Origin of the sequence: Thermoflexus hugenholtzii (assembly GCF_018771565.1) — a bacterium.
GTDB classification, from domain to species: domain Bacteria; phylum Chloroflexota; class Anaerolineae; order Thermoflexales; family Thermoflexaceae; genus Thermoflexus; species Thermoflexus hugenholtzii_A.
In genome coordinates, this window is record NZ_CP076326.1 from 544,033 (window position 1) to 566,157 (window position 22,125).

General features: G+C 68.3%; 21 protein-coding genes. 19 read left to right on the plus strand and 2 right to left on the minus strand.

What is annotated here, in order from left to right; all coding sequences use genetic code 11:
* Nucleotides 1-558: 558 nt before the first annotated feature.
* The 19 genes from KNN16_RS02580 (at nucleotide 559) to KNN16_RS02670 (ending at nucleotide 20,701) form a co-directional block, all read left to right on the plus strand.
* A complete protein-coding gene (locus tag KNN16_RS02580) occupies nucleotides 559-3,309 on the plus strand; it encodes a GAF domain-containing protein (RefSeq protein WP_303898575.1) in 2,751 nt (916 codons plus the stop codon).
* A gap of 265 nt (nucleotides 3,310-3,574) precedes the next feature.
* Nucleotides 3,575-4,339, plus strand: a complete 765-nt coding sequence (locus KNN16_RS02585) for a DeoR/GlpR family DNA-binding transcription regulator (protein WP_303898577.1) — start codon at nucleotides 3,575-3,577, stop codon at nucleotides 4,337-4,339.
* A 30-nt stretch (nucleotides 4,340-4,369) separates the two neighbouring features.
* Nucleotides 4,370-4,765 (plus strand): sensory rhodopsin transducer, encoded by a 396-nt coding sequence (locus KNN16_RS02590; RefSeq protein ID WP_303898578.1) that lies wholly within the window; start codon nucleotides 4,370-4,372, stop codon nucleotides 4,763-4,765.
* Nucleotides 4,766-4,776: 11 nt separating this feature from the next.
* Nucleotides 4,777-6,303, plus strand: coding sequence for a sugar ABC transporter ATP-binding protein (locus tag KNN16_RS02595; protein WP_303898580.1), 1,527 nt, complete (start codon nucleotides 4,777-4,779; stop codon nucleotides 6,301-6,303).
* A gap of 12 nt (nucleotides 6,304-6,315) precedes the next feature.
* Nucleotides 6,316-7,296, plus strand: a complete 981-nt coding sequence (locus KNN16_RS02600) for an ABC transporter permease (protein WP_303898582.1) — start codon at nucleotides 6,316-6,318, stop codon at nucleotides 7,294-7,296.
* Entirely contained in the window at nucleotides 7,293-8,342 is a 1,050-nt protein-coding gene (locus tag KNN16_RS02605; protein ID WP_303898584.1) for an ABC transporter permease, read from the plus strand. Before KNN16_RS02600 ends, KNN16_RS02605 begins: the two co-directional genes overlap by 4 nt.
* 83 nt (nucleotides 8,343-8,425) lie before the next feature.
* Entirely contained in the window at nucleotides 8,426-9,514 is a 1,089-nt protein-coding gene (locus KNN16_RS02610) for a substrate-binding domain-containing protein (protein WP_303898586.1), read from the plus strand.
* A gap of 82 nt (nucleotides 9,515-9,596) precedes the next feature.
* Nucleotides 9,597-10,835, plus strand: coding sequence for an L-rhamnose isomerase (rhaI, locus tag KNN16_RS02615; RefSeq protein ID WP_303898588.1), 1,239 nt, complete (start codon nucleotides 9,597-9,599; stop codon nucleotides 10,833-10,835).
* A gap of 67 nt (nucleotides 10,836-10,902) precedes the next feature.
* Nucleotides 10,903-12,963: a bifunctional aldolase/short-chain dehydrogenase gene (locus KNN16_RS02620; protein WP_303898590.1), complete on the plus strand. Its 2,061-nt coding sequence runs from the start codon at nucleotides 10,903-10,905 to the stop codon at nucleotides 12,961-12,963.
* A gap of 78 nt (nucleotides 12,964-13,041) precedes the next feature.
* Nucleotides 13,042-14,526 (plus strand): rhamnulokinase, encoded by a 1,485-nt coding sequence (gene rhaB, locus KNN16_RS02625; RefSeq protein WP_303898592.1) that lies wholly within the window; start codon nucleotides 13,042-13,044, stop codon nucleotides 14,524-14,526.
* Nucleotides 14,527-14,672: 146 nt separating this feature from the next.
* Nucleotides 14,673-16,079: a LutB/LldF family L-lactate oxidation iron-sulfur protein gene (locus KNN16_RS02630; protein WP_303898594.1), complete on the plus strand. Its 1,407-nt coding sequence runs from the start codon at nucleotides 14,673-14,675 to the stop codon at nucleotides 16,077-16,079.
* Nucleotides 16,076-16,768, plus strand: a complete 693-nt coding sequence (locus KNN16_RS02635) for an LUD domain-containing protein (protein WP_303898596.1) — start codon at nucleotides 16,076-16,078, stop codon at nucleotides 16,766-16,768. Before KNN16_RS02630 ends, KNN16_RS02635 begins: the two co-directional genes overlap by 4 nt.
* Nucleotides 16,765-17,487, plus strand: a complete 723-nt coding sequence (locus KNN16_RS02640) for a (Fe-S)-binding protein (protein WP_303898597.1) — start codon at nucleotides 16,765-16,767, stop codon at nucleotides 17,485-17,487. Before KNN16_RS02635 ends, KNN16_RS02640 begins: the two co-directional genes overlap by 4 nt.
* A 4-nt stretch (nucleotides 17,488-17,491) precedes the next feature.
* Nucleotides 17,492-17,992: a nucleotidyltransferase domain-containing protein gene (locus KNN16_RS02645; RefSeq protein ID WP_303898599.1), complete on the plus strand. Its 501-nt coding sequence runs from the start codon at nucleotides 17,492-17,494 to the stop codon at nucleotides 17,990-17,992.
* The gene (locus tag KNN16_RS02650) at nucleotides 17,910-18,356 is read left to right on the plus strand and encodes a DUF86 domain-containing protein (RefSeq protein WP_303898601.1); all 447 of its coding nucleotides are present in this window, start codon (nucleotides 17,910-17,912) and stop codon (nucleotides 18,354-18,356) included. The genes KNN16_RS02645 and KNN16_RS02650 overlap by 83 nt, the downstream gene beginning before the upstream one ends.
* A 147-nt stretch (nucleotides 18,357-18,503) precedes the next feature.
* Nucleotides 18,504-19,010 carry a CopD family protein gene (locus KNN16_RS02655; protein WP_303898603.1) on the plus strand — a complete coding sequence of 169 codons (507 nt, stop codon included), beginning with the start codon at nucleotides 18,504-18,506 and terminating at the stop codon, nucleotides 19,008-19,010.
* 18 nt (nucleotides 19,011-19,028) lie between these two features.
* Complete coding sequence (locus tag KNN16_RS02660; RefSeq protein ID WP_299288476.1) at nucleotides 19,029-19,448, plus strand: hypothetical protein; 420 nt, start codon at nucleotides 19,029-19,031, stop codon at nucleotides 19,446-19,448.
* Nucleotide 19,449: 1 nt separating this feature from the next.
* On the plus strand, nucleotides 19,450-19,863 hold the full coding sequence (locus tag KNN16_RS02665) for a hypothetical protein (protein ID WP_303898604.1): 414 nt from the start codon (nucleotides 19,450-19,452) through the stop codon (nucleotides 19,861-19,863).
* Between the two features lie 88 nt (nucleotides 19,864-19,951).
* Nucleotides 19,952-20,701 carry a sulfite exporter TauE/SafE family protein gene (locus KNN16_RS02670; RefSeq protein ID WP_303898605.1) on the plus strand — a complete coding sequence of 250 codons (750 nt, stop codon included), beginning with the start codon at nucleotides 19,952-19,954 and terminating at the stop codon, nucleotides 20,699-20,701.
* A gap of 6 nt (nucleotides 20,702-20,707) precedes the next feature.
* Here KNN16_RS02670 and KNN16_RS02675 read toward each other — a convergent pair whose 3' ends face one another.
* Together KNN16_RS02675 and KNN16_RS02680 are read right to left on the minus strand one after the other, a co-directional pair.
* On the minus strand, nucleotides 20,708-21,274 hold the full coding sequence (locus KNN16_RS02675; protein WP_303898607.1) for a hypothetical protein: 567 nt from the start codon (nucleotides 21,272-21,274) through the stop codon (nucleotides 20,708-20,710).
* Between the two features lie 32 nt (nucleotides 21,275-21,306).
* Nucleotides 21,307-22,122, minus strand: coding sequence for an SDR family oxidoreductase (locus KNN16_RS02680; RefSeq protein ID WP_303898609.1), 816 nt, complete (start codon nucleotides 22,120-22,122; stop codon nucleotides 21,307-21,309).
* Nucleotides 22,123-22,125 lie beyond the last annotated feature (3 nt).

Genomic DNA, 22,125 nt, shown 5'->3' on the forward strand with positions numbered 1-22,125 from the left:
GGCGCGCCCGGCGAATCGCCTCGCCCCGGGCTTTCCCATTCGGGAGACGGGGCGATCGCTGAACGCTTGACCGCGCGACCGGTAAGAATTAATATAACATTAACGGTTTCGGAAGGGATGTGAGGAAGGGACCCCGATGGAAGGCGTGGCGCTGCGTAGCCGGATCCATCCCCTGAGAATGGAGGGGCAGGCCCTTCGGATTCCCTCGCTTCGGATTGCCTGGAGCGAAGGCCTCGTCCGCCGGATCGGATTTAAACTTACCCCCTCCCCGGGGGGGTAAATCGCCCTCCCTTCGTGCCCTCCGACGTCCTCGTCAGGTGTGGCGGTCCCCGCTTGCCCGGGCGATCCCGGTGGGCTTCCCCGCGCTTTCCGAGCCCCTTCGGGAATGCAGGGGGCATCTTCCTGAATCCCCTGGCGGTATCTCAGAGGGAGCGGTGTGCCGCCCCCCGACGTCGGGGATCCGGGTGGAGGGGGGCACCGAAGGGGCGATCCTGGAAACCTTAGGGAGGGGGAATGGTGATACAGGAGCCTTCTCCGGCGAGCTGGGGGTTTCAGCCGATGGAGATCCCTCCGACGATCCGGGATCCCCTGCTGGAGTGGGTGGACCGCCTCCTGCGGTCGGCGGATCCCGAGGAGGTGCTCCGGGAGGCGGCAGCGGCGCTGGGCTCCCCGGGGCATGCGGTCGCCCTGGGGCTGTGGCTCCCGGATCCGGAGGGGGCCCGTCTCCGGCTGGTGATCGGGACGGGGGCGCTGGCGGCCGCCGCCGGGATCCTGGAGCGGCCCCTCTCCGGCGAGCCCTCCTGCGGGGCCGTGTGGTCCTATCGTTCCGGCCGGCCCTCGATCGAGACGTTTGACGCCTCGGCTATGCCGGCCGTCCGCCTGAATCTCCCCCTGCGCGCCCGGGAGGACGGGGAGCCCATGGGCGTGCTCACCGCCGAGGGGTCCCCCGCCTTGCGGACGGCGGAGGCGCAGCAACGGTTGCTCCTGCTGGCCCGCCGGCTGGCCGGGCTCCTGCAGGCGGGCGCCGCTGGAGCGGCCGGGCCGCTGATGGTCGGACTGAACCGTCTGGCCCGCATGGTCAACGAGGAGATCGCCCTGGAGCCCCTGCTGGCCCGCATCGTCCGGGAGCTGGTGGAGCTGCTCCGGGGCGATCGGGGGGCGATCGCCCTGATGGCGGAGGAAGGGGATCACCTGGTGGTGGTGGCCGAACACAACCCGGCGGGCACGCCCTCCGGGTTGGGCGTGAAGATCCCCATCGCGGGGAACCCTTCGATGGCGTGGATCCTGCGGGAGCGCCGGCCCCTGGCCATCCCGGACGTCCGGGATCCGATCCTGGGGCCGGTCGGGCCGGTTCTGGGGACCATGGGGATCCGCTCGCTGTTGATCGTCCCCCTGGTGGTGGGAGAGCGGGTCATCGGGACCATCGGGGTGGACAGCGTGGGGCGCCCTCGTGTCTTCACGGAGGCGGAGCAGCAGCTGGCCCAGGTCGTCGCGGCCCAGGTGGCGGGCGCGGTGGAGCGCGCGCGGCTGCTCGCGGAGGCGCAGCGTCGGGCGGCCCATTTGGAGGTCCTGCACGCGGTGCTCCGGGAGGCGACGGCCGCGCCGGATCTGAACGCGCTGATGGAGCGGGCCCTCACGCAGCTTCGCGGGGCCCTGGAGGCCCCGATGGGGGCGATCTATCTGCCCGGCCGCGCGGTGGTGCACGGGCTCCCGATGGAAGCGAGGCGGCTCCTCGCCGAGGCGGCGCGGGCGGCGGGCCTGGCCCTTCGGGAGCCCATCGCGGTGAGCGACTGGCAGGCGCTCCCGTCGGATCATCCGGCGCGGCCGCTGGGGCCGGTGATGGCGCGATTGGGGATTCGGGCCTCGGTGACCGTGCCGATCGGGCGGGCGGAGGCGCCCCTCGGCGGCCTCAGCCTGGCCGTTCCGGAGCCCCGGGTGTGGAGGCCCGAGGAGATCGCGCTGATGGAGGCGGTGGGACGGGAGCTCGGCGCCGTGATGGAACGGCTGCAGCTGCTGGAGCGGCTGCGCGCCCAGACGGAGCGGCTCCACATACTGTATCAAACCGCCCGGGCGCTGGCCCACGGGGAGGAGGTGTCCGAGCTGCTGGACCGGGTCTTGGGGGAGATCCGGGTCCATCTCAGGGCTGATGCGGTGAGCGTCCATGGGAGGGAGGCGACGGGCTCCGGGCTCCGGCGCATGGCCGCCCAAGGGTTCTCCCCGATGCCCTGGGTGGAGCAGGGGGAGGACGCCGGGACGATCACCGGCCGTGTCGGGGCGATCGGGGAGGCCCTCTGGGTGGAGGACTGCGCGGCATATCCGTATCCGCCGGAGACCCGGGCTCTGATCGAGCGGGAAGGGATCCGCGCCCACGCCGCGCTGCCCTTGCGCCATCAGGGGGAGATCCTGGGGGTGCTCAACGTGCTCTGGCGTCGGCCCCGCGCGCTGGATCCGGAGATCCGGGATCTGCTGCAGAGCCTGGCGGATCTGCTGGCCACGGGGCTCCATCGGGCCCAGCTGCTGGAGCAGGCGCGTCGGGAGGCGGCGGAGCGGGCCGCCCTCAACCGGGCCCTGGGGGAGGCGCTGCGGTTGCGGGAGGAGATGATCCAGAACGTCTCCCACGAGCTGCGCACGCCGCTCACGGTGGCCATGGGCTATCTGGAGTTGCTCGCGGAGGGGGCGCTGGGCCCCTTGAACGCGGCCCAGCGGGAGGCTGTGGAGATCAGCCGCGGGCGCCTGCAGGAGCTGCACCGGTATGTGGAGCTGCTGCTGACCATGCAGGTGGCGCGGGCAGGGGAAGGGCGTCGGCAGCCCCTGGACCTGGCCGATCTGGTCCGGGAGGCGGCGCGGCGCCTTCAGGCCCGCCTGGATCCGGCCCGCCACGCGCTTCAGGTGGAGATCCCTGAGGAACCCGTGTGGATGGTGGGGGATCCCGAGGGGCTGGCCCGCGCCCTCGGGGAGGTGCTGGATAACGCGGTGAAGTTCTCCCCCGCGGGGGGTCAGATTGGGATCGCCCTCACGGTGGAGGGTGGGGAGATCCTCCTGCGGGTGTGGGATGAAGGGATCGGCATCCCGCCGGAACATCTGTCGCGGGTGGGACAACCGTTCTATCAGGTGGAGGGGGGAACCACGCGCCGCTTCGGCGGGATGGGGATCGGCCTGGCCGCCGTCCGGGCGATCCTCGAGGCCCACGGCGGCGCCTTCCACATCCGACCCCGCACCCCCCGCGGCACCGAAGTCCTCCTGCGACTCCCCCTGCACCGGGATCCGGAGCCCCAGACGTCCTCGCCGGATCCCGATCCCCGGAGCTGAGGGGTCGGGCTGCTGCGAGCCGTTGCCTGACCAGCGCGAGGCCCAGGGCGCTTATTGAAGACCGGAAAACTCCGCTCTTCCTCGGGCTCTCCCGCTCTTTCAGGGCGGGGGCCGTATCGGACCCATAGATCCAGAACCCATTCAGCGTCCGGATCCATCCCACGCCTGGCAAGGCCGGAAGGCCCAGCCCCCTCCGCCCCCTTGACAAGCGATTGATTTTGAATACAATTGGAGCCAAAGAATTCGAAACCATTCGAAACCCCCCATGCGGTATCCGTATGAGCGGCGGCAGGCGATCCTGCGGATTTTGGAGGCTGAGGGGCGGGTCTCGGTGGCGGATCTCAGCCGCCGGTTTGCGCTCTCGGAGGTGACGATTCGGAAGGACCTGGCGTGGCTGGAGGCGCAGGGGTTGCTGATCCGCACGCATGGGGGGGCCCTGCCGGCGGATCGCAACCCGGCCGAACTGGCCTTTGAAGTGCGGGAGCGCCTGAACCGGGAGGAGAAGATCCGCATCGGGCAGGCGGCGGCGTCTCTGGTTCAGGATGGGGACAGCATCGCCCTGGATGCCAGCACGACGGCCATGTATCTGGCGCGGTTCCTTCGGGATCGTCGGGAGCTCACCGTGCTCACCAACGGCATCCGGGTGGCGATGGAGTTCGCCGGGCGGCCGGGGATCACCGTGCTGATGCCCGGGGGCATGTTGCGCTGGGAAGCTTTCTCCCTGGTTGGAACGTGGGGCGAGGACCTCCTGCGGCGGATGCACATCCACAAGGCCTTCGTCGGCGCCAAAGGCTTGACTCTGGAGGAAGGGCTGACCGATGTGAATCCGGAGGAGGTCCGCCTCAAGCAGGCGATTGTGGAGGCGGCCAAGGAGGTGATCGCCATTGTGGATCACACCAAGTGGGGCCGGGTGGCTTTCGCGACGTTCTGTCCTCTGGATCGAATCCGGTTGGTGATCACGGATGTGCAGGCACCGCCCGAGCTGGTCGAAGCCGTTCGGCGACGGGGAGTGGAGGTCTGGCAGGTCTGAGCCCGTGATCCTTGTGACGGAGGGGCAGCGATGGCGCGGCGGCGCTCTCGTCAGAACCATGGGCGGAGGATCTGGTATATCCCGGACGGCTATCTGCCCCCGCTGTCCTCCGGGCCATCCGAGCTGGTCAGTCATGAGTCTCTCTGTCTGCTGAACCCTTCCCCGCAAGAAGCTCACGTCACCCTCACGGTTTACTTTGAGGATCGCGATCCCCTTCGCGGGATCTCCCTGAAGGTGCCGCCCGAGCGCACCTGGCATGTCCGGCTGGATCGGCCGGAGCAGCTGGGCGGCCATATGATCCCCCGGGGTGTCCCCTACGCGTTGAAGGTGGAGAGCGATGTGCCCATCGTGGTGCAGCTCTCACGCATGGATGTGACGCAGCCGAACCTCGCCCTGATGACCACGATGGGCTATCCAGCGGAATGAAGGAGCGGGAGATGGATGCGCCTCTCCTCGCCCTTCGGAACATCTATAAGGCTTTCCCGGGGGTTCAGGCGCTGGCCGGGGTTTCCCTGGACCTCTACGCGGGGGAGGTGCACGCCCTGGTGGGGGAGAACGGAGCGGGGAAATCGACGCTGATCAAGATCGCCGCGGGGGTTCATGAGCCGGACGCCGGGGAGATCCTGATCGGAGGGCGGCCGGTGCGGCTTCAGGGGCCCCGCCATGCGACGGCCCTGGGCATCGCAGTGATCCATCAGGAGCCCTATCTCTTCCCCACCCTCTCGGTGCTGGAGAACCTGTTCGTGGGTTTTCATCCGCGCAGGGGGCCGCTGGGCCTGGTGGATTGGCGGGCGATGGCCCGGCGGGCGGAGGGCGTGTTCCGGGAGCTGGGGATCTCGTTGCCGCTGGATCGCCCGGCCGGGGAGCTCAGCGCCGCCCAGCAACAGCTGCTCCAGATCGCCCGTTCCCTCCTTCAGGACGCGCGGGTCCTGATCATGGACGAGCCCACTTCGTCCCTCTCCCAGAAAGAGGTGGAGATCCTTTTCGGGATCATCGGGCGCCTGCGCCAGCGTGGGGTAGGCGTTCTTTATATTTCCCACCGTCTGGAGGAGGTGTTCGCGCTGGCCGATCGGGTGACCGTGCTGCGGGATGGCCAGTGGGTGGGGACCTATCCGATCTCCGCGGTCACGCCGGAGGCCTTGATCGCCCGCATGGTGGGCCGGGAGCTCACCCAGATGTTCCCCCATACGCCCCATCCCCCCGGCGAGGTCCGGTTGCGGGTCCAGGCTCTGGGTCGCCCTGGCCTCTTCGAGGGGATCTCCTTTGAGTTGCGGGCAGGGGAGATCGTGGGGATGGCCGGTCTGGTGGGGGCCGGTCGTTCGGAGGTTGCCCAGGCCATCTTCGGCATCCTCCCCCCGGAGGAGGGCTGGATCGAGGTGGATGGACGCCGGATGGTCCCCCGGGCGCCCTGGGAGGCGATGGCCGCGGGGATTTTCTACATCCCGGAGGACCGTCACCGGCAGGGGATCGTCGCGCCGCTCTCAGTGCGGGCCAACCTGACCCTGGCGATCCTGCGCCGGCTGGCCCGTTTCGGCTGGATTGATCGCCGCGCGGAGGACGCGCTGGTGGACGCCTATCGGGAGCGCCTGCGGATCCGCGTGGCGGATCCGGAGCAGCCCGTGGGCACCCTCTCCGGTGGCAACCAGCAAAAGGTGGTGGTGGCTCGTGGGCTGGCCACCCAGCCCCGCGTTCTGATCCTGGACGAGCCCACCCGGGGCATCGATGTGGGGACCAAGGCGGAGATCCACCGGCTGATGGATGAGCTGGCGGGGCAGGGGATGGCGATCCTGATGATCTCCTCGGAGTTGCCGGAGATCCTGGGGATGTCGGATCGCATCCTGGTGATGCGGGCCGGCCGTCTGATGGGCGAGTTGCGGCGGGAGGAGGCCACGCCGGAGCAGGTGATGGCGCTGGCCATGGGCCTGACCTCCAATGGCGGGGTCCAGGCCCCGGAGGTGCGCTGAGGGGGGAGCCCGATGGGGTGGAAAGGACGGGAGCCGTTTCTGTTGATCGTTAACGCGCTGCTGATCGTGATCTTGGCGGCCACCACGCCCTTTATGGTGCGGCCGGACGCGGCGGGCGGCCGCGTGCTGGACCTGAGCGCGTTGCGCCTGCTACTGGACAACTACGCGGCGACGTTCATCGGGGCGGTGGGGATGACGCTGGTCATCCTGGCCGGCCAGATCGACCTCTCGGTGGGCTCCGCCCTGGCCTTGTGTGCGGTGGTCGCTGCCCAGGTCTCCCAGATGGGATGGCCGGTTCCCCTGGCTTTCCTGGCTCCGATCCTGGTGGGGACGCTCATCGGACTGATCAACGGCGCTATCGTCGCCTACGGGCGGATCCACGCCATCCTGGTGACGCTGGGGATGATGACCCTCCTGCGCGGCCTGGTGGTTCACCTGGTCCCGGCGGGCTGGGTGGCGACCAGCGATGCCTTCAAGGGGGTGGGCCTGGCCCGGCCGCTGGGGGTTTCCACCTCAATCTGGATCGCTGCGGCCTTCGCCCTGGCGATGGCCCTGGCCGCCCGTTACACGCGCTGGGGACGGGAGGTCTATGCCGTGGGGAGCAACCCGAACGCCGCGGCCATCGTGGGGATCCGCCCCCACCGCATCTGGTTCACCGTCCTTCTTTTCAACGGATTTGCCATCGGGCTGGCCAGCGCCGTCCACGCCTCCCGCTTCGGGGTGATCCAGAACAACATCGGGCAGGGATTTGAGCTGCTGCTCATCACCGCAGTGGTCATCGGAGGGACCAGCATCTTCGGCGGCTATGGGAGCGTGGGAGGGACTCTCCTGGGGGTCCTGTTCCTGGCGCTGGTTCGTTCGGCACTGATTTACTTCCGTATCCCTGCGCTCTGGGAACAGGCCGTTTACGGCGCCTTTCTGCTCTTCGCGGTGGGTCTGGACATCGCCCGGTCGCGGGCGTGGGCGCGGGCGTGGCGAGGGGGGACGGCATGAGGGAGATCCGGCGGCCGGGAGCGATCGCCCGGGGATGGACCCGGGAAGGGATCCTGTTGGGGATCGTGGCGGGATTGCTGATCGCCATCGCCCTGCTGACGCCCAAGTTCCTGACGGCCACCAACTTGCAGATCACCTCCCGCTATCTGGTGGAGGTGGGCCTGGTGGCCATCCCGATGACGATGATCATCCTGATCCGTGGGATCGACATCTCCGTGGGCTCCATCGTCGCCCTCGCCACCATCGTCCTGGGGTTCTCGTGGAGCGTGTATCGGATCCCCATGGTCGCCGCGATCGCCCTGGCCCTGACGGTGGCGACCCTTTGCGGCCTCCTGAACGGGTTGGCCATCACCCGGTTGCGGGTTCCGGATTTGGTGGTGACCCTTTCGACCCTGGCGATCTACCGGGGGATCGCCGAGGGCCTCGGGGGTGGGGGGCGGGTCTACCTGTATGAGGATCCGATCATGCGCTTTCTGGGGGAGGGACAGATCCTGGGGATCCCGGTAGGGCTATGGGTGTTCCTGCCGGTGGTGCTCATCGCCGGGCTGGTGCTGGACCGGACCGCCTGGGGGAGGTCGCTATATGCCATCGGGCATAACGAGACGGCCGCGCGCTTCGCCGGGATACGGGTGGACCGGATCCGCCTGCTGGTTTACACCCTTTCCGGGCTGGCCAGCGGGGTGAGCGCGCTCTTCATGGCCGGGCGCCTGGGGACGGCGCGGGCGACCGCCGGCCTGGGCTTGGAGTTCGAGGTCATCACGGCGGTGGTCGTGGGGGGGACGGCGATCTCCGGCGGGGAAGGGAGCATCTGGGGCAGCTTCCTGGGCGTGGTGATGGTCACCGCCTTGCGGAACGGCCTCAACCTGATCGGAGTGCCCTCCCCGATTCAGGCCATGATCATCGGCGCGTTGCTGATCCTGACGGTGCTGGTGAACGAGAATCTGCGCGTGCGCATCCGGGGATGGGTGCGCCCGGCAACGCCGGTGCCCGCGCATGAGGCGGAGCCGGCACCCGCGGCGAACCCGTCTCCCCATGAAAGGAGGTGAGACCGCAGCATCCAGAAGCCCGATTCTTCGCCTTGTTGCGACTGTAATTCAGAACCCCAAATCTCAGGAGGAGGGAGGTTGCCATGAAGCGTCGTCCGTTGCCCTTGCTGATCGTCGGTCTGGTCCTGGCCCTGATCCTGGCCCAGTGCGCGCCGGCTCCCACGCCTTCGCCGACGCCGGCGGCCCAGCCGCCCGCCACCGCGCCCGCTGCGGCGCCTTCCCCCACCGCGGCTCCTTCTCCTACAGCGGCTCCTGCGAAGAAGTTCGTCATCTACCATGTGCCGAAGGCGGTGGGCATCGACTACTTCAAGTCGGCCCATCAGGGCATGGAGGAGGCGGCGAAGGAGTTCGGCGACGTCGAGCTCCACTATGAGGGCTCCATCAACGCCAGCGCCGAGGAGCAGATCAAGGTGCTGGAGGACATCATCACCAAGAAGCCCGATGCCCTCATCGTCTCCGCCAACGATCCTCAGGCCCTGGTGCCGGTGCTCAAGCGGGCCCGCGAGGCCGGCATCACGGTGGTCACGTATGACGCCGACGTGCTGCCGGAGGCCCGCGTCTTCTTCATCAACCAGGCCACCTTCGAGGGCATCGGCAAGGCCCTGATCGACGAGGCGGCCAAGCAGGTCGGCCCGGAGGCCAAGATCGCCATCATCTCCACCTTCCCCACGGCCCCCAACCAGAGCCGCTGGGTGGAGGAGATGAAGAAGTATATGGCCCAGGCCTACCCCAAGATGCAGCTGGTGGACATCCGCTACGGGGAGGACGATCAGGCCAAGAGCCGTCAGCAGGCCACGGACCTCATCGCCGCCCACCCCGAGGTGCAGTTCCTGATCGTCCCGACCTCGGTGGGCTGCCCCGGCGTGGCTGACGCCCTGGAGGCGGCCGGCAAGGTGGGCCAGATCAAGATGACCTGTCTGGCCACCCCCAACGGGATGCGGGCCTACGTCAAGCGGGGCACCCTGGAGGCCTTCTACCTGTGGAACGTGGTGGACCTGGGTTACCTGGCGATGTATGTGACCCACGGGCTGCTGACCGGCGAGATCAAGCCCACGGATAAGACGGTGAAGGCCGGCCGGCTGGGCGAGCGTGAGGTCGGCCCGGACAACGTGATCCTGCTCGGCCCGCCCTTCCGGTTCGACAAGAACAACATCGATCAGTTCAACTTCTAAATGCGCGAGCATGGGGGAGGGCCGAAGAGGCCCTCCCCCGGCTCGATAGGGCTTTCCGTTCGCTCAGACGAGGGGGGAAGCCATGGCGGGGGTGCCTGGATATGAGGCCCTGACGGAAACCCTGGCCCGCCGGGGCGTGGATGTGGAGGCGGTGAAGGCTGCCCTGAAGCGGCAGCGGATCGAGACGCCCTCCTGGGGTTATGGCAACTCCGGCACTCGTTTTAAGGTGTTTCCATGGCCGGGGGCAGCCCGGAACATCTACGAGAAGCTGGCGGACGCGGCGGTGGTGCATCGATTCACAGGCGTGTGTCCCACGGTGGCCATCCACATCCCGTGGGATAAAGTGGAAGATTGGGAAGGCCTGCGGCAATACGCCGCCAGCCTGGGGCTTCAAATCGGGGCGGTGAACCCCAACCTGTTCCAGGACGACGATTACCGGCTGGGCAGCGTCTGCCATCCGGATCCCCGGGTTCGGCGTCGGGCGGTGGAGCACATGCTGGAGTGCATCGAGATCGCCGAAAAGGTCGGCTCCTCCATCCTGAGCCTCTGGTTCGCCGACGGCACCAACTACCCCGGTCAGGACGACTTCCGGGCGCGCAAACATCGCATGCTGGAGGCTCTCTTGGAGGTCTACCGCCGGATGCCGCCGGGGATGCGGATGCTGATCGAATATAAGTTCTTCGAGCCGGCCTTCTATCACACCGATTTGGCAGACTGGGGGATGGCCTATGTCATCGCAACCCACCTCGGGCCCCAGGCCCAGGTCCTGGTGGACACCGGTCACCATCCCCAGGGGACCAACATCGAGCACATCGTGGCCTTCTTGTTGGATGAGGGCCGGTTGGGGGGCTTCCATTTCAACAATCGGAAATACGCCGACGACGACCTGATCGTCGGGTCTATCAATCCCTTCGAACTCTTCCTGATCTTCAATGAGCTGGTTGCAGCGGAGCAGGACCCGCGGACGGCGGAGACGGCCCGGGCGGTGGCTTACATGATCGATCAGTCCCACAACATCGAGCCGAAGATCGAAGCGATGATCCAGTCGGTGGTGAACATCCAGACGGCCTACGCGAAGGCACTTCTGGTGGATCGACGGAGGCTGCGGGAGGCGCAGGAGGCGGGCGACGTCCTGGAGGCCCACCGGGTTCTCCTGGAAGCCTACGAGACCGATGTGCGTCCGCTGCTGGCCCAGGTCCGTCTGGAGATGGGACTGGATCCGGACCCGGTGGCCGCTTTCCGACGGAGCGGATACGCAGAGAAGGTGGCCCGGGAACGGGGGATCGCCGTTGCGGCCAGCGGCTACCCCGGCGCATCTTAACCTTGGAATTCAGGGCCGCTCCCTGAGCTCTCGGCTTCATCTGGATTTGCCTCAGGAGGGATGGAGGATGCCGCGCAACCTCTGGAAGGAAGAGGAAGCGGCGGGCTTGAGCGAGCTGGAGCTTCTGGTCTACCGCTCCCGCCTGCTGGGGGCCGATCGAAGCGTGTGCAACATCTTCGGGGGCAACACATCGGCCAAGACGATCGAGCTGGACTTCCGGGGCCGCCCCATTCGCACGCTGTGGGTGAAGGGCTCCGGATCGGATCTGGCCACGATCACGCTGAAGGGCTTCGCGGCGCTGCGGTTGGACGATGTGTTGCCCCTCATGGAGCGGGAGAGCCTCTCCGACGAGGAGATGGTGGAGTATCTTTCCCACTGTTATCTGAAGCCGGGGATGCCTCGCCCCTCCATCGAGACGCTGCTGCACGCCTTTATCCCCGCCCCCCACGTGGATCACACCCACCCGGACGCTATCGTGAGTCTGGCCACGTCGGAGAACGGACCGGAGCATGTGCGGCGTCTCTTCGGCGACCGCGCGGTCTGGGTTCCCTATGTGCGGCCGGGGTTCACCCTGAGCAAGTGGATCGCCGAGGCGGTGCGGGCCAACCCGCAGGCGGAGTGCGTGGTGATGGCCAAGCACGGCCTGGTGACCTGGGGGGAGGACGCCCGTTCCTGCTACGAGAACACCATCCGGATCATCCAGGAGGCGGAGGATTACATCGCCGAGCGGGCGATGGGCCGTCGGGTCTTCGGCGGGGTGCGCCTCCCCGCGTTGCCGGAGCGTCGGCGCCGGGAGATCGCGGCGGAGCTGCTGCCGATCCTGCGGGGCGCGGTGAGCCGGGAGCGCCGACATGTCCTGCGCTACGACGACAGCCCGGAGGTTCTGGATTTCGTGGGCAGCGAGGGGGCCCGGGAGGTCGCTCGAGTGGGCTCCGCATGCCCGGATCATCTGGTGCACACCAAGCACTGGCCGTTGTTTGTGGAGTGGGATGGCTCTGACGTGGAGGGACTGAAGGCCTCCCTGGTCCGGGAAGTTGAGCGCTATCGAGAAGAGTATGTCCGTTACTTCGAAGCGCACCGGGGTCCCCAGGACACGATGATGGATCCCTCCCCACGCATCATCCTCATCCCGGGCCTCGGGCTGATCGCCACCGGGAAGGACGCGTTTATGGCCGGTGTGGCCCGGGATCTCTATCACCGGGCCATCGCGGTGATGCGTGGCGCCACCGCCCTGGATCGTTTTGTCTCCCTCACGCCGGCGGAAGCCTTCGCGGTGGAATACTGGCCGCTGGAGCTGTATAAGCTGACCCTCCGTCCTCCCGAGCGGGAGCTGGCGGGCCGGGTGGCAGTGATCACCGGAGGGGCTTCCGGCATCGGCCGTGCGACGGCGTATCGCCTGGCCCAGGAAGGGGCCCACGTGGTGATCCTGGACATCAACCGGGAGGGCGCGGAAGCGGTGGCCGCCGACCTCGTCTCCCGCTATGGGGAGGGACGGGGGATGGCCGTGCCCTGTGATGTCACCGATGAGGCTCAGGTCGCTGAAGCCTTCCGCCGCACGGTTCTGGCATATGGAGGGGTGGATATTGTGATCAACAACGCGGGCATCGCCCACTCAGCCCCGGTTACGGAGACCTCGACGGCGGATTGGGATCGCCTGTATCACGTGCTGGTGCGGGGCTATTTCCTCGTGGCCCGCGAGGCGTTCCGGATCTGGAAGGCGCAGGGGATCGGGGGGAGCATGGTCATCGTCGCTTCGAAAAACGCTTTGGTCGCCGGGAAGAACACCGCCGCCTATAGCTCCGCCAAGGCCGCAGAGGTGCATCTGGCCCGCTGTCTGGCCGAGGAGGGAGGCGAGATCGGGGTTCGTGTGAACGTGGTCTGTCCCGATGCCGTGATCCGGGGTTCCAGCATATGGGACACACGCTGGCGGGAGGAGCGGGCGCGCACGTATGGGATCGCCCCGGAGCAGCTGGAGGAATATTACCGCCAGCGCACGACCCTCAAGGTCAACGTGTATCCGGAGGACGTGGCCGAGGCCATCCTCTTCTTCGCCTCCGATCGCTCGGCGAAGACCACCGGCGGGATCCTGACGGTGGATGGAGGGGTTCCCGCGGCCTACGTTCGCTGAGGGGCACATCTTCCAAACCGGAAATGGCCGGCGCTCAGGTTGCTCAGACCGACGGCACAGGGCACGGAGGGTTGGCGCATGCTTCGTCTGGCGGCCATCGACCTGGGGGCGGAGAGCGGACGGGTGTTCCTGGGGACGTTCGATGGGGAACGCCTGTCCGTCGAGGAGATCCATCGTTTCCCGAACGTCCCGGTTCGGGTTCAGGGCACCCTCTATTGGGACATCCTTCGCCTCTTCGAAGGAGTCCGGGAAGGTTTGCTCCGGGCCGCCCGGGTTTCCGGAGGGCGCATCGCTTCGGTGGGGGTTGACACCTGGGGGGTGGATTTCGCCCTGCTGGACCGCCAGGGCCGGCTGATCGGGAACCCGGTGCATTATCGGGATCGCCGCACCGAAGGGATGATGGAGCGGGTTTTCCAGCGCATCCCCCGCGAGGAGATCTACCGCCGCACCGGGATCCAGTTCATGCCGATCAACACCCTCTATCAGTTGTTCGCCATGGTGGCGCGGGAGGATCCCTGGCTGGAGATCGCCCACACTTTCCTGACGATCCCTGACCTTTTCCATTACTGGCTGAGCGGGGTGAAGGCCTGCGAGTTCACCAACGCCACGACCACGCAATGTTACGATCCCTTGGCTGGGGATTGGGCGCGGGATTTGCTGGGACGTCTGGGGATCCCCACTCACCTTTTCCCCGAGATCCTGCCCCCGGGGACCATCCTGGGGCCGCTCCAGCCGGAGCTGGCGCAGGAGCTGGGTCTTCCCGAGACTCAGGTGGTCGCGCCGGCCAGCCACGACACCGGCTCCGCGGTGGCCGCTGTCCCCTTTCAGCATCCCGATGCGGCTTATATCAGCTCGGGGACGTGGTCCTTGGTCGGCGTGGAGGTCAGGGCCCCGGTGATCCGGGAGGAGGCCCTGGCGGACAACTTCACCAACGAAGGGGGCGTGGGAGGGACCTTCCGGCTGCTGAAGAACGTGATGGGGCTGTGGCTGCTTCAGGAGTGCCGGCGCACGTGGGCCGCCCAGGGACAGCAATGGGATTATGAGGCTCTGGTTCGTCTGGCGGAAGCGGCCCCTCCGCTCCGATCGCTTATCGATCCGGATGATCCGCGATTCCTGCCTCCAGGAGAGATGCCCGCACGGATTCAGGCGTTCTGCCAGGAGACCGGCCAGCCTATCCCGGAGGAACCCGCAGAGATCGTCCGCTGTATCCTGGAGAGCCTCGCCCTGAAGTATCGATGGGTGATCGAGCGCCTGGAGGCCCTGCTCGCACGCCCCATCCCGCTGATCCACGTAGTCGGCGGCGGATCCCGCAATGCCCTCCTCTGTCAGTGGACGGCGGACGCCGCCGGACGCCCGGTGCTGGCCGGGCCTGCCGAAGCCACAGCGCTGGGCAACCTCATCGTGCAGGCGATGGCCCTGGGCCATCTCTCCAACCTCGAGGAGGCTCGCGCGGTGATCCGGCGCTCCTTCGCTCCGCTTCTCTATGAGCCCCGCGCTTCCTCCACCTGGGAGGAGGCTTACCAGCGCTTTGTCACCCGGATCCTTCCCGCTGGAAGGAAATGAGGATAGAGACGACCCAGCAGGTCGCCCCTGCCGGATCGAACGGCGATCGCCGCTTCCCGGTGCGCCCGATGGAGGCGTGTTGCATGAGGTAAACTGGGGAAGCGGCGGTGATTCGGCGGCCTGATCCGCCCAGAGGAGGAGAGACGATGAGCGTCCCCAGCCCGGCCTTTCGCGCGCGCATCCGCCAGGGGCTCTCCGATGCCGTCCTCCAGGAGGCGCTGCAGCGGGCCACCCGATCCTTCCAGATCAGCCGCGAGAAGGCGTTCGCCGACCTCCCGGACGCCGAGGCGGTCCGCGACCGCGCCCGCGCCATCCGCGCCCACACCATCGCCCACCTGGACCGCTACCTGGAGCAGTTCGCCCGGGAGGTGGAGCGACACGGCGGAAAGGTCTTCTGGGCCGCCACGGCACAGGAGGCGTGCGATTACATCCTGGGCCTGGCCCGCGCCCGGGGCATCTCCCTGGTCGCCAAGAGCAAGTCCATGGTCAGCGAGGAGATCGGCCTCAACGCCGCCCTGGAAGCCGCCGGGATCCGGGTGGTGGAGACCGACCTGGGAGAGTTCATCATCCAGCTGGCCGGGGAACGTCCCTCCCATATCATCACCCCGGCCATCCACAAGCGCCGGGAGGACGTCTCCCAGCTTTTCCAGAAGCATCTCGGAATGCCCCCCACGGATGAGATCCCCGCGATGACCGCCGCGGCCCGCCAGGCCCTGCGCCAGGTCTTCCTGGATGCCCGCATGGGGATCAGCGGGGTCAACTTCGGGATCGCCGAGACGGGGACCCTGGTGCTGGTGACCAACGAGGGCAACGGCCGGATGGTGACCACCCTGCCGCCGATCCACGTGGCCCTGATGGGCATCGAGCGGGTGGTGCCCACGTGGGAAGACGCCGAGATCCTGCTGCGGGTGCTGGCCCGCAGCGCCACCGGCCAGGCCCTCACCGCCTACACGTCGTTCCTCACCGGCCCCCGTCGACCCAAGGAGCCCGATGGACCCGAGGAGCTGCACGTGGTGCTGGTGGACAACGGCCGCTCCCGCTGGCTGGGCACCCCGCTGGAGGAGGCGCTTTACTGCATCCGTTGCGGGGCCTGCCTGAACGCCTGCCCGGTCTACCAGGCCATCGGGGGCCACGCTTACGGCAGCGTGTATCCCGGCCCCATCGGATCCATCGTCACGCCGATGCTGGGGGAGGGAGCCGGCGCGGAGCTCGCTTACGCCAGCAGCCTGTGCGGGGCCTGCCAGGAGATCTGCCCGGTGCGCATCGCCATCCCCGATCTTCTGATCCGCTGGCGTCAGATGGAGGCCAGCCGCCTCCTGCCGGCCTGGGAGCGGGCCGCCCTCTGGGCTTACGCTCGAATCGCCCGCCACCCCGCGGCCTGGGCGCGGCTCGGCCGCTGGGCGATGGCGCTCCTGCGTCGCCTGGGGCGAGGGGGATGGCTGCGGTGGGGCCCCGGGCCCCTGCGGGCCTGGACGGCGATCCGGGATCTCCCCGTCCCGCAACGTCCGGCTTTCCGGGAGTGGTGGGCCTCCCGGGGAGGAGGTGTCCCATGACCCATCCGGTGCTGGAACGCGTCCGTCGGCAGGTCACCCGACGGCCCGTGCCCTCCGGGCCGGTCCCGCGGTGGCCCCTGGACGCGCCGCGGGGGAGCGCGGCCGCCCTCGAGCGGCTTCAGGCGGCATGGGCAGCGGTGGGCGTGGCCTTCGTCCACTGCCCCACCGAGGCCACGGCCTTCCGGGAGATCGTCGCCCGGCTGCGGGAACGGAAGGTCCGGCACGTGCTGATGGATGCGCGCACCGACCACGCGTATCCCGGCCTGCGGGAGGCCCTGGAGGACGCGGGGCTGACGGTGATGAGCGGCGGACTTCTCCGGGAGGAAGGACCGCGCTACCTGGGGCTGGGGCGCTGGGCGACGGCGGAGGCCGGCATCACCGAGGTGGTGGCCGCCTTCGCGGACACCGGGACGCTGTGGGTGGCCGGGGGCGCGGGAGGGATGCGCTGCGCCTCGCTGTTGCCGCCGCTGCACGTCGCCCTGGTCCGGCGGGCCCAGGTCTATCCGTGTCTGGCCGCCTGGCTGGCGGAGGCCCGGGCCTCCGGGGCGCTGATGGAATGGGTGGAGGAAAGCAGCGCGCTGATCGCCATCACGGGGCCCAGCCGGACCTCCGACATCGAGAAGACGCTGACGCTGGGGGTGCACGGGCCGCGGGAGGTGATCGCCTTTCTGATCGAGGAGGCCGTATGAGCCCGACGGTCCAGCTCTTCGTCACATGCCTGGTGGACTGGCTGCGGCCGGAGATCGGGATCGCCAGCGTGCGGCTGCTGGAGCGAGCCGGCGTCGCGGTGCGCTTCCCGGAGGCCCAGACCTGTTGCGGACAGCCCGCTTTCAACGTGGGGCGCTGGGGGGAGGCCCGGGCCATGGCCGAACATTGGGTGCGGACCTTCGACCCCGAGCTCCCGGTGGTGGCCCCCTCCGGCTCGTGTGTGGCGATGATCCGCCACGGCTACCGGGCGCTCCTGGAGGGGCATCCCCTTTACGGACGCTGGGAGGCCCTGGCGGCCCGCACCTATGAGCTCAGTCAGTATCTGGTGAACGTGTTGGGGATCGAGGACCTGGGGATCCGGCGCGCGGGAGCGGTGACTTATCATCCTTCGTGCCATCTCCTGCGGATGTTGGGGGTGCGGGAGGCGCCGGAGCGGCTGATCCGGGCTGCCGGGGCGGAATATCGCCTGCTCCCGGAGGCGACCGCCTGCTGCGGCTTCGGGGGGCTCTTCTCCGTGCACTTCGAGGAGGTCTCCGGCGCGATGCTCGCCCGCAAGATCCAGGCCATCCGTTCCACCGGCGCGGAGGTGGTCCTGGGGTGCGACTGGAGCTGTCTGATGCACATCGGCGGCGGGCTGCACCGCCAGGGCCTGCCGGTCCGCGCCCTGCACCTCGCCGAGTGGCTGGCAGAGGGGGAATGACCCGATGGACCTGCACACCCTGCGGGAACGCCTGATCGCCTTCTTCGCCGACCAGCCGGACGTGGCGGCGGCGTATCTGTTCGGATCCGCGGCCCGCGGGGAGGCCACGCCGCGCTCGGATCTGGACATGGCGGTCTTGCTGGCGCCTGCACCCACGTCCCCCCAGGAGGAATGGGAGCGCCGGGAAGCCCTGTCGAAGGCCCTCAGCCGGATCGTCGGCCGCCCGGTGGATGTGGTGATCCTGAACCGGGCTCCTCCGCTGCTCTGCCATCAGGTGCTGCGGGAAGGCCAGCGGATCTACGAGCGGGATCCGGAGGCCCGGATCGAGTTCGAGGTGCGTGCAGGAAAGATCTACGCCGATCTCCGGCCGATGTGGGACTTCTTCGATCGGATCCTGGAGCAGGAGCTCGAGGAGGGCCGCTTTGGGGAGCCCCGACGAGGTCATCCGGGAAAGGCTTCGCTGGCTTCGAAGCGAGATCGCCTATCTAAAAAGCGAAAGGGATAAAATCCGCTCGTTCCAGGCATACGTCCAGGATGCTCGCCTGAAACGCGCGGTCGAACGCAGCCTTCAGGTGGCGATCGGGGCATGCCTGGATATCGGCCGCCGCCTGATCGCCCGAGAGGGGTTTCGATATCCGGAGGATAACGCCGACGTCTTCCGGGTGCTGGCGGAGCATGGAATCGTGCCGCCGGACCTGTTGCCCCGTCTCATCGATATGGCGCGCTTCCGGAACGTCATTGTGCACGACTACGTCCGGGTTGACGATGCGATCGCCTATGGAATCCTCAAGAAGCATCTTGGAGATTTTGAGGCCTTCGCTCGCGCTGTCACCGCTTATCTCCGGCGTTCTCGCGCATCCTCTCCCTGAGAGGGTTCTTCCAGGGCTCCGGGAGGGAGGAAAGGCTTTCTTCCGGCGAAGGGGGCCCGGGGCGATGGAGGACTTTGACCCAACGCAACGTCTCGGCGGAGGGATCCGGGCATCCTCTCGTTGGATCTCCGGCCGGAGGCATCCCGCATGCGGACGCTGTATTTCATCACCGTGGGCTTGCACCTGCTGACGGCGATCTTCTGGATCGGCGGGCTGCTCTTCCTGGCCCTGGCGGTGGTCCCGGTGGTCCGTCGGCCGGCGTTCCGCGCGCTCTCCCCCGCGCTTCTGGAGGCCATCGGCCTGCGGTTTCGAAGCCTGGGCTGGATCGCGATGGGGGTTCTGGTCCTCACGGGCCTGATCAACCTGCTCGCCCGGGGGGTGACGCCGGCGCTCCTAATGGATCCCGCCTTCTGGGGAGGCGCCTTCGGGCGGGCGCTGGCGGGGAAGCTGCTCACGGTGGCCCTGGTCATCGGCTTGAACGCGTTGCACGATTTCTGGGCCGGTCCCCGGGCGACCCGGGCCCTCGCGGTCGATCCCGAGGGGGTCGAGGCGGCGCGCTGGCGGCGCCTCGCCTCCTGGCTGGCCCGCCTGACGCTGCTGGCCAGCCTGGGGGCGTTGATCTTCGCCGTCTTCATGGTCCGCGGTTGGCCGTAAGGCGGGGAGGAGGCGAGGATGCCGCGGCTCACCCGATGGTTCATCCGCGCGGCGCTGGGGCATCTCCTCGTCGCCCTGCTTCTGGGGGCGTTGCTGGGATGGGGGCGGGTGATCTCCCTGCCGCCGATCCTCACGGCGGCCACCCCGGTGTATTTCCATCTCCTGATGCTGGGCGGGGTGGCCCAGTTCATCATCGGGGTGGCCTGGTGGATGTTCCCGCCGCTTTCGAAGGAGCGTCCCCGGGGGAACGAGGCCCTGGCCTGGGCGGTCTTCTTCCTGCTGAACGGCGGGTTGATCCTGCGGGCGATCTGCGAACCATGGGTCGCGGTGGATCCGCAGCCGATCGCCCGCGGGGGGCTGTTCCTGAGCGCCCTGGCCCTGGTGGCAGCCGGATGGATCTTCGTGGGCCTGCTCTGGCCCCGGGTGAAGGGGAGGTGAGATGCCGCCCTTGAGCCGGTATATGGTCCGTCTGGCGTTGCTCCATCTGGCCCTCGGCTTCTTTTTCGGCGGCCTGATGCTCGCGCATAAGGCCTTCCCCATCGCGCCGTGGGCGATGCGGTTGCTCCCCTGGCACATCCACGGCCTGCTGATCGGCTGGACGATCCAGCTGGCCTTTGGGGTGGCTTACTGGATCTTCCCGCGGTTCGCCCTGGAGCGGCCGGGAGATCCGCGGGGGCGGGCGGGATGGGCCTGGGCTTCCCTGGTGCTGCTGAACGCCGGGGTCCTGTGCGCCGGCCCGGCGGGGGCGATGGGCTGGGGGCCCGGGCTTGCCCTCGGGTCGGCCCTGGAGACCCTGGGGGTCCTCGCCTTCGTCATCCATCTGTGGCCCCGGGTGCGCCCCGCGGTTCTATGATCCACCCGGATACCGTGGCGAGCCGGGATTCGATACAATAGGGGCCTTGAGCGCGGCGCGGATTCCGTCGTAACCCGGGAGGCGCTCGATGTGGGATGTGCCCATCGTCTGGATCGCGGCCTTCATCGCCGGGGCGATGAACGCCATCGCCGGCGGGGGGACGCTGGTGTCCTTCCCCACCCTGGTGTGGCTGGGCCGTCCGCCGGTCCTGGCCAACGCCACCAACACCGTGGCCTTGCTGCCCGGCTCCATCGCCGGGGCCTTCGGCTTCCGGCGGGAGCTTCCGAAGCTCCGCCGCTGGCTCCTGATCCTGTTCTGGCCCTCCCTGGTGGGCGGCTTCCTGGGCTCGTATGTCCTGCTCCATACCCCGGAGCGCCTCTTCCGTGGCATCATCCCGTATCTGTTGCTGTTCGCCACCATCCTCCTGATGGTCGGCCCCCGGTTGCAGCGCTGGGTCCCCCGCCCCGCCGGACCGATCTCTCCGTGGCGGTGGGCGGCTCTGGCGTTCTTCCAGCTCCTGGTGGGCTTTTACGGCGGCTATTTCGGGGCGGGCATCGGCATCCTGATGCTGGCCGCGCTGGAGCTGATGGGCCTGGAGGACATCCATCAGATGAACGCCCTCAAAAACGTGCTGGCCTTCACCATCAACGGCATCGCGGCCCTGTATTTCATCCAATCCCACGCCGTGCTCTGGGGGGACGCGCTGTGGATGGCCGTGGGGGCGATGGCCGGCGGATACGCCTCCTCCACCATTGCCCAGCGCGTGGATCGGAGCTGGGTGCGCCGCACGGTGGTCGCGATCGGCTTCCTCGTGGCCTTCCGCTCCTTCTTCCATTGAGCTCGCTCAGGGGGAGCTCTCCTCCGGAACGAGCACGAGATCAAACTGCCCCCGCGTCTGGCCGGGTTGCGGGTAATACTGGGTCACCAGCACCCGATGCCCTTCCGCAGTAACCCGGATGTGGATGTGGGGCGGGCGGCCGCCGTAGGAGGGGGGGAAGTGGCTTTCGAAGGCGTAAGCGCCCTGTTCGTCGGCGAAGACCGTGGCCCGATACGCGTCGGCGTAGCGCCCGTCTGGCCCCGCCAGCCAGAACTCGATGCGCGCGCCCGGCAGCGGCCGGCAGCCCTGGCTGGAGCGCACCACACCCTCCAGCCGGAATCCCTCGCCGACTTTGGAGCGGACCGGCGCTCCCGGCCGGTAGAACGGCCCCAGGGCGTCGGGCGGGGTAGGAACGCAGGCCTCCAGCTCCGGAGTGGAAGGGGATTCAGTAGGGGAGAGTGTAGGCGGCGAGGTTTCCTGGAGGATGGCCATGGGCGTGGGGGCAGGGGGTGCCGGAGGGCCGTTCCCCCCTCGAACCGCCTCGCAGAACCCGAGAAGCCCGATCATCGCCAGAACCTCCCATATCCGGCTCATCGCGTCCCTCCCTTCGTCCTCGTTTGACAGGCTCATTGTCCGGACCCCGCCTCCAGCAGGGACTGCATCCGGTTGAAGATCAAGTGCGCAGCCCGTTTCGGACTGACCCGATAAAGGAGGTCCATCCACACCGCGTCCGACCCGACGAGAATGCGGTAGCGGTCCCGCTCCATCCCATCCAAGATGATCCGCGCCGCCTCCCGGGGAGGCAGCGCCCGGATGGAACGCGGGGCGCTCACCGGGGAATGGATCTCCACGCCCGAATGGGCGGCGATGTCAGTGGCCACGGCCCCTGGGAAGACCACCGTCACGAGGACCGGGGTGCCGAGCAGCTCGGTGTATAGCCCTTCCGTCGGCAGCTTGACCGCTGCCTTGGATGCCCCATAGATGGTCTGGCCGGGGACCGGCAGGAAGCCTCCCATGCTGGAGATGTTCACGATGTGGGCCTCGGGACGTTTGAGAAGGTAGGGCAAAAAGGCCCGGACCATGTAGAGGGTCCCATAGAAGTTCACCCGCCTCACCCGCTCGATGGCCTCCTCATCCAGATCCTGGACGCGGACGAAGGGCTGGATGATCCCGGCGTTGTTGATGAGGCCGTCGACGGTGCCGTGGTGCGCGATGACCTGCTCGGGCAGCCGACGGACGGCCTCCCGATCGGTGATGTCCAGGACGTGAAGGGGTAGGCGATCGAGAGGCGCTCCGGCCTGGGCGGCCGTCTCCCGGAGGGCCGGCTCCCGGATGTCCACCACAGCGACGCGGGCGCCCCGAGCCAGGAGGCCCAGCACCAGCTCCCGGCCGATGCCGCTACCCCCGCCGGTGACCACGATGACCTTACCGCGAACCTTCATGGC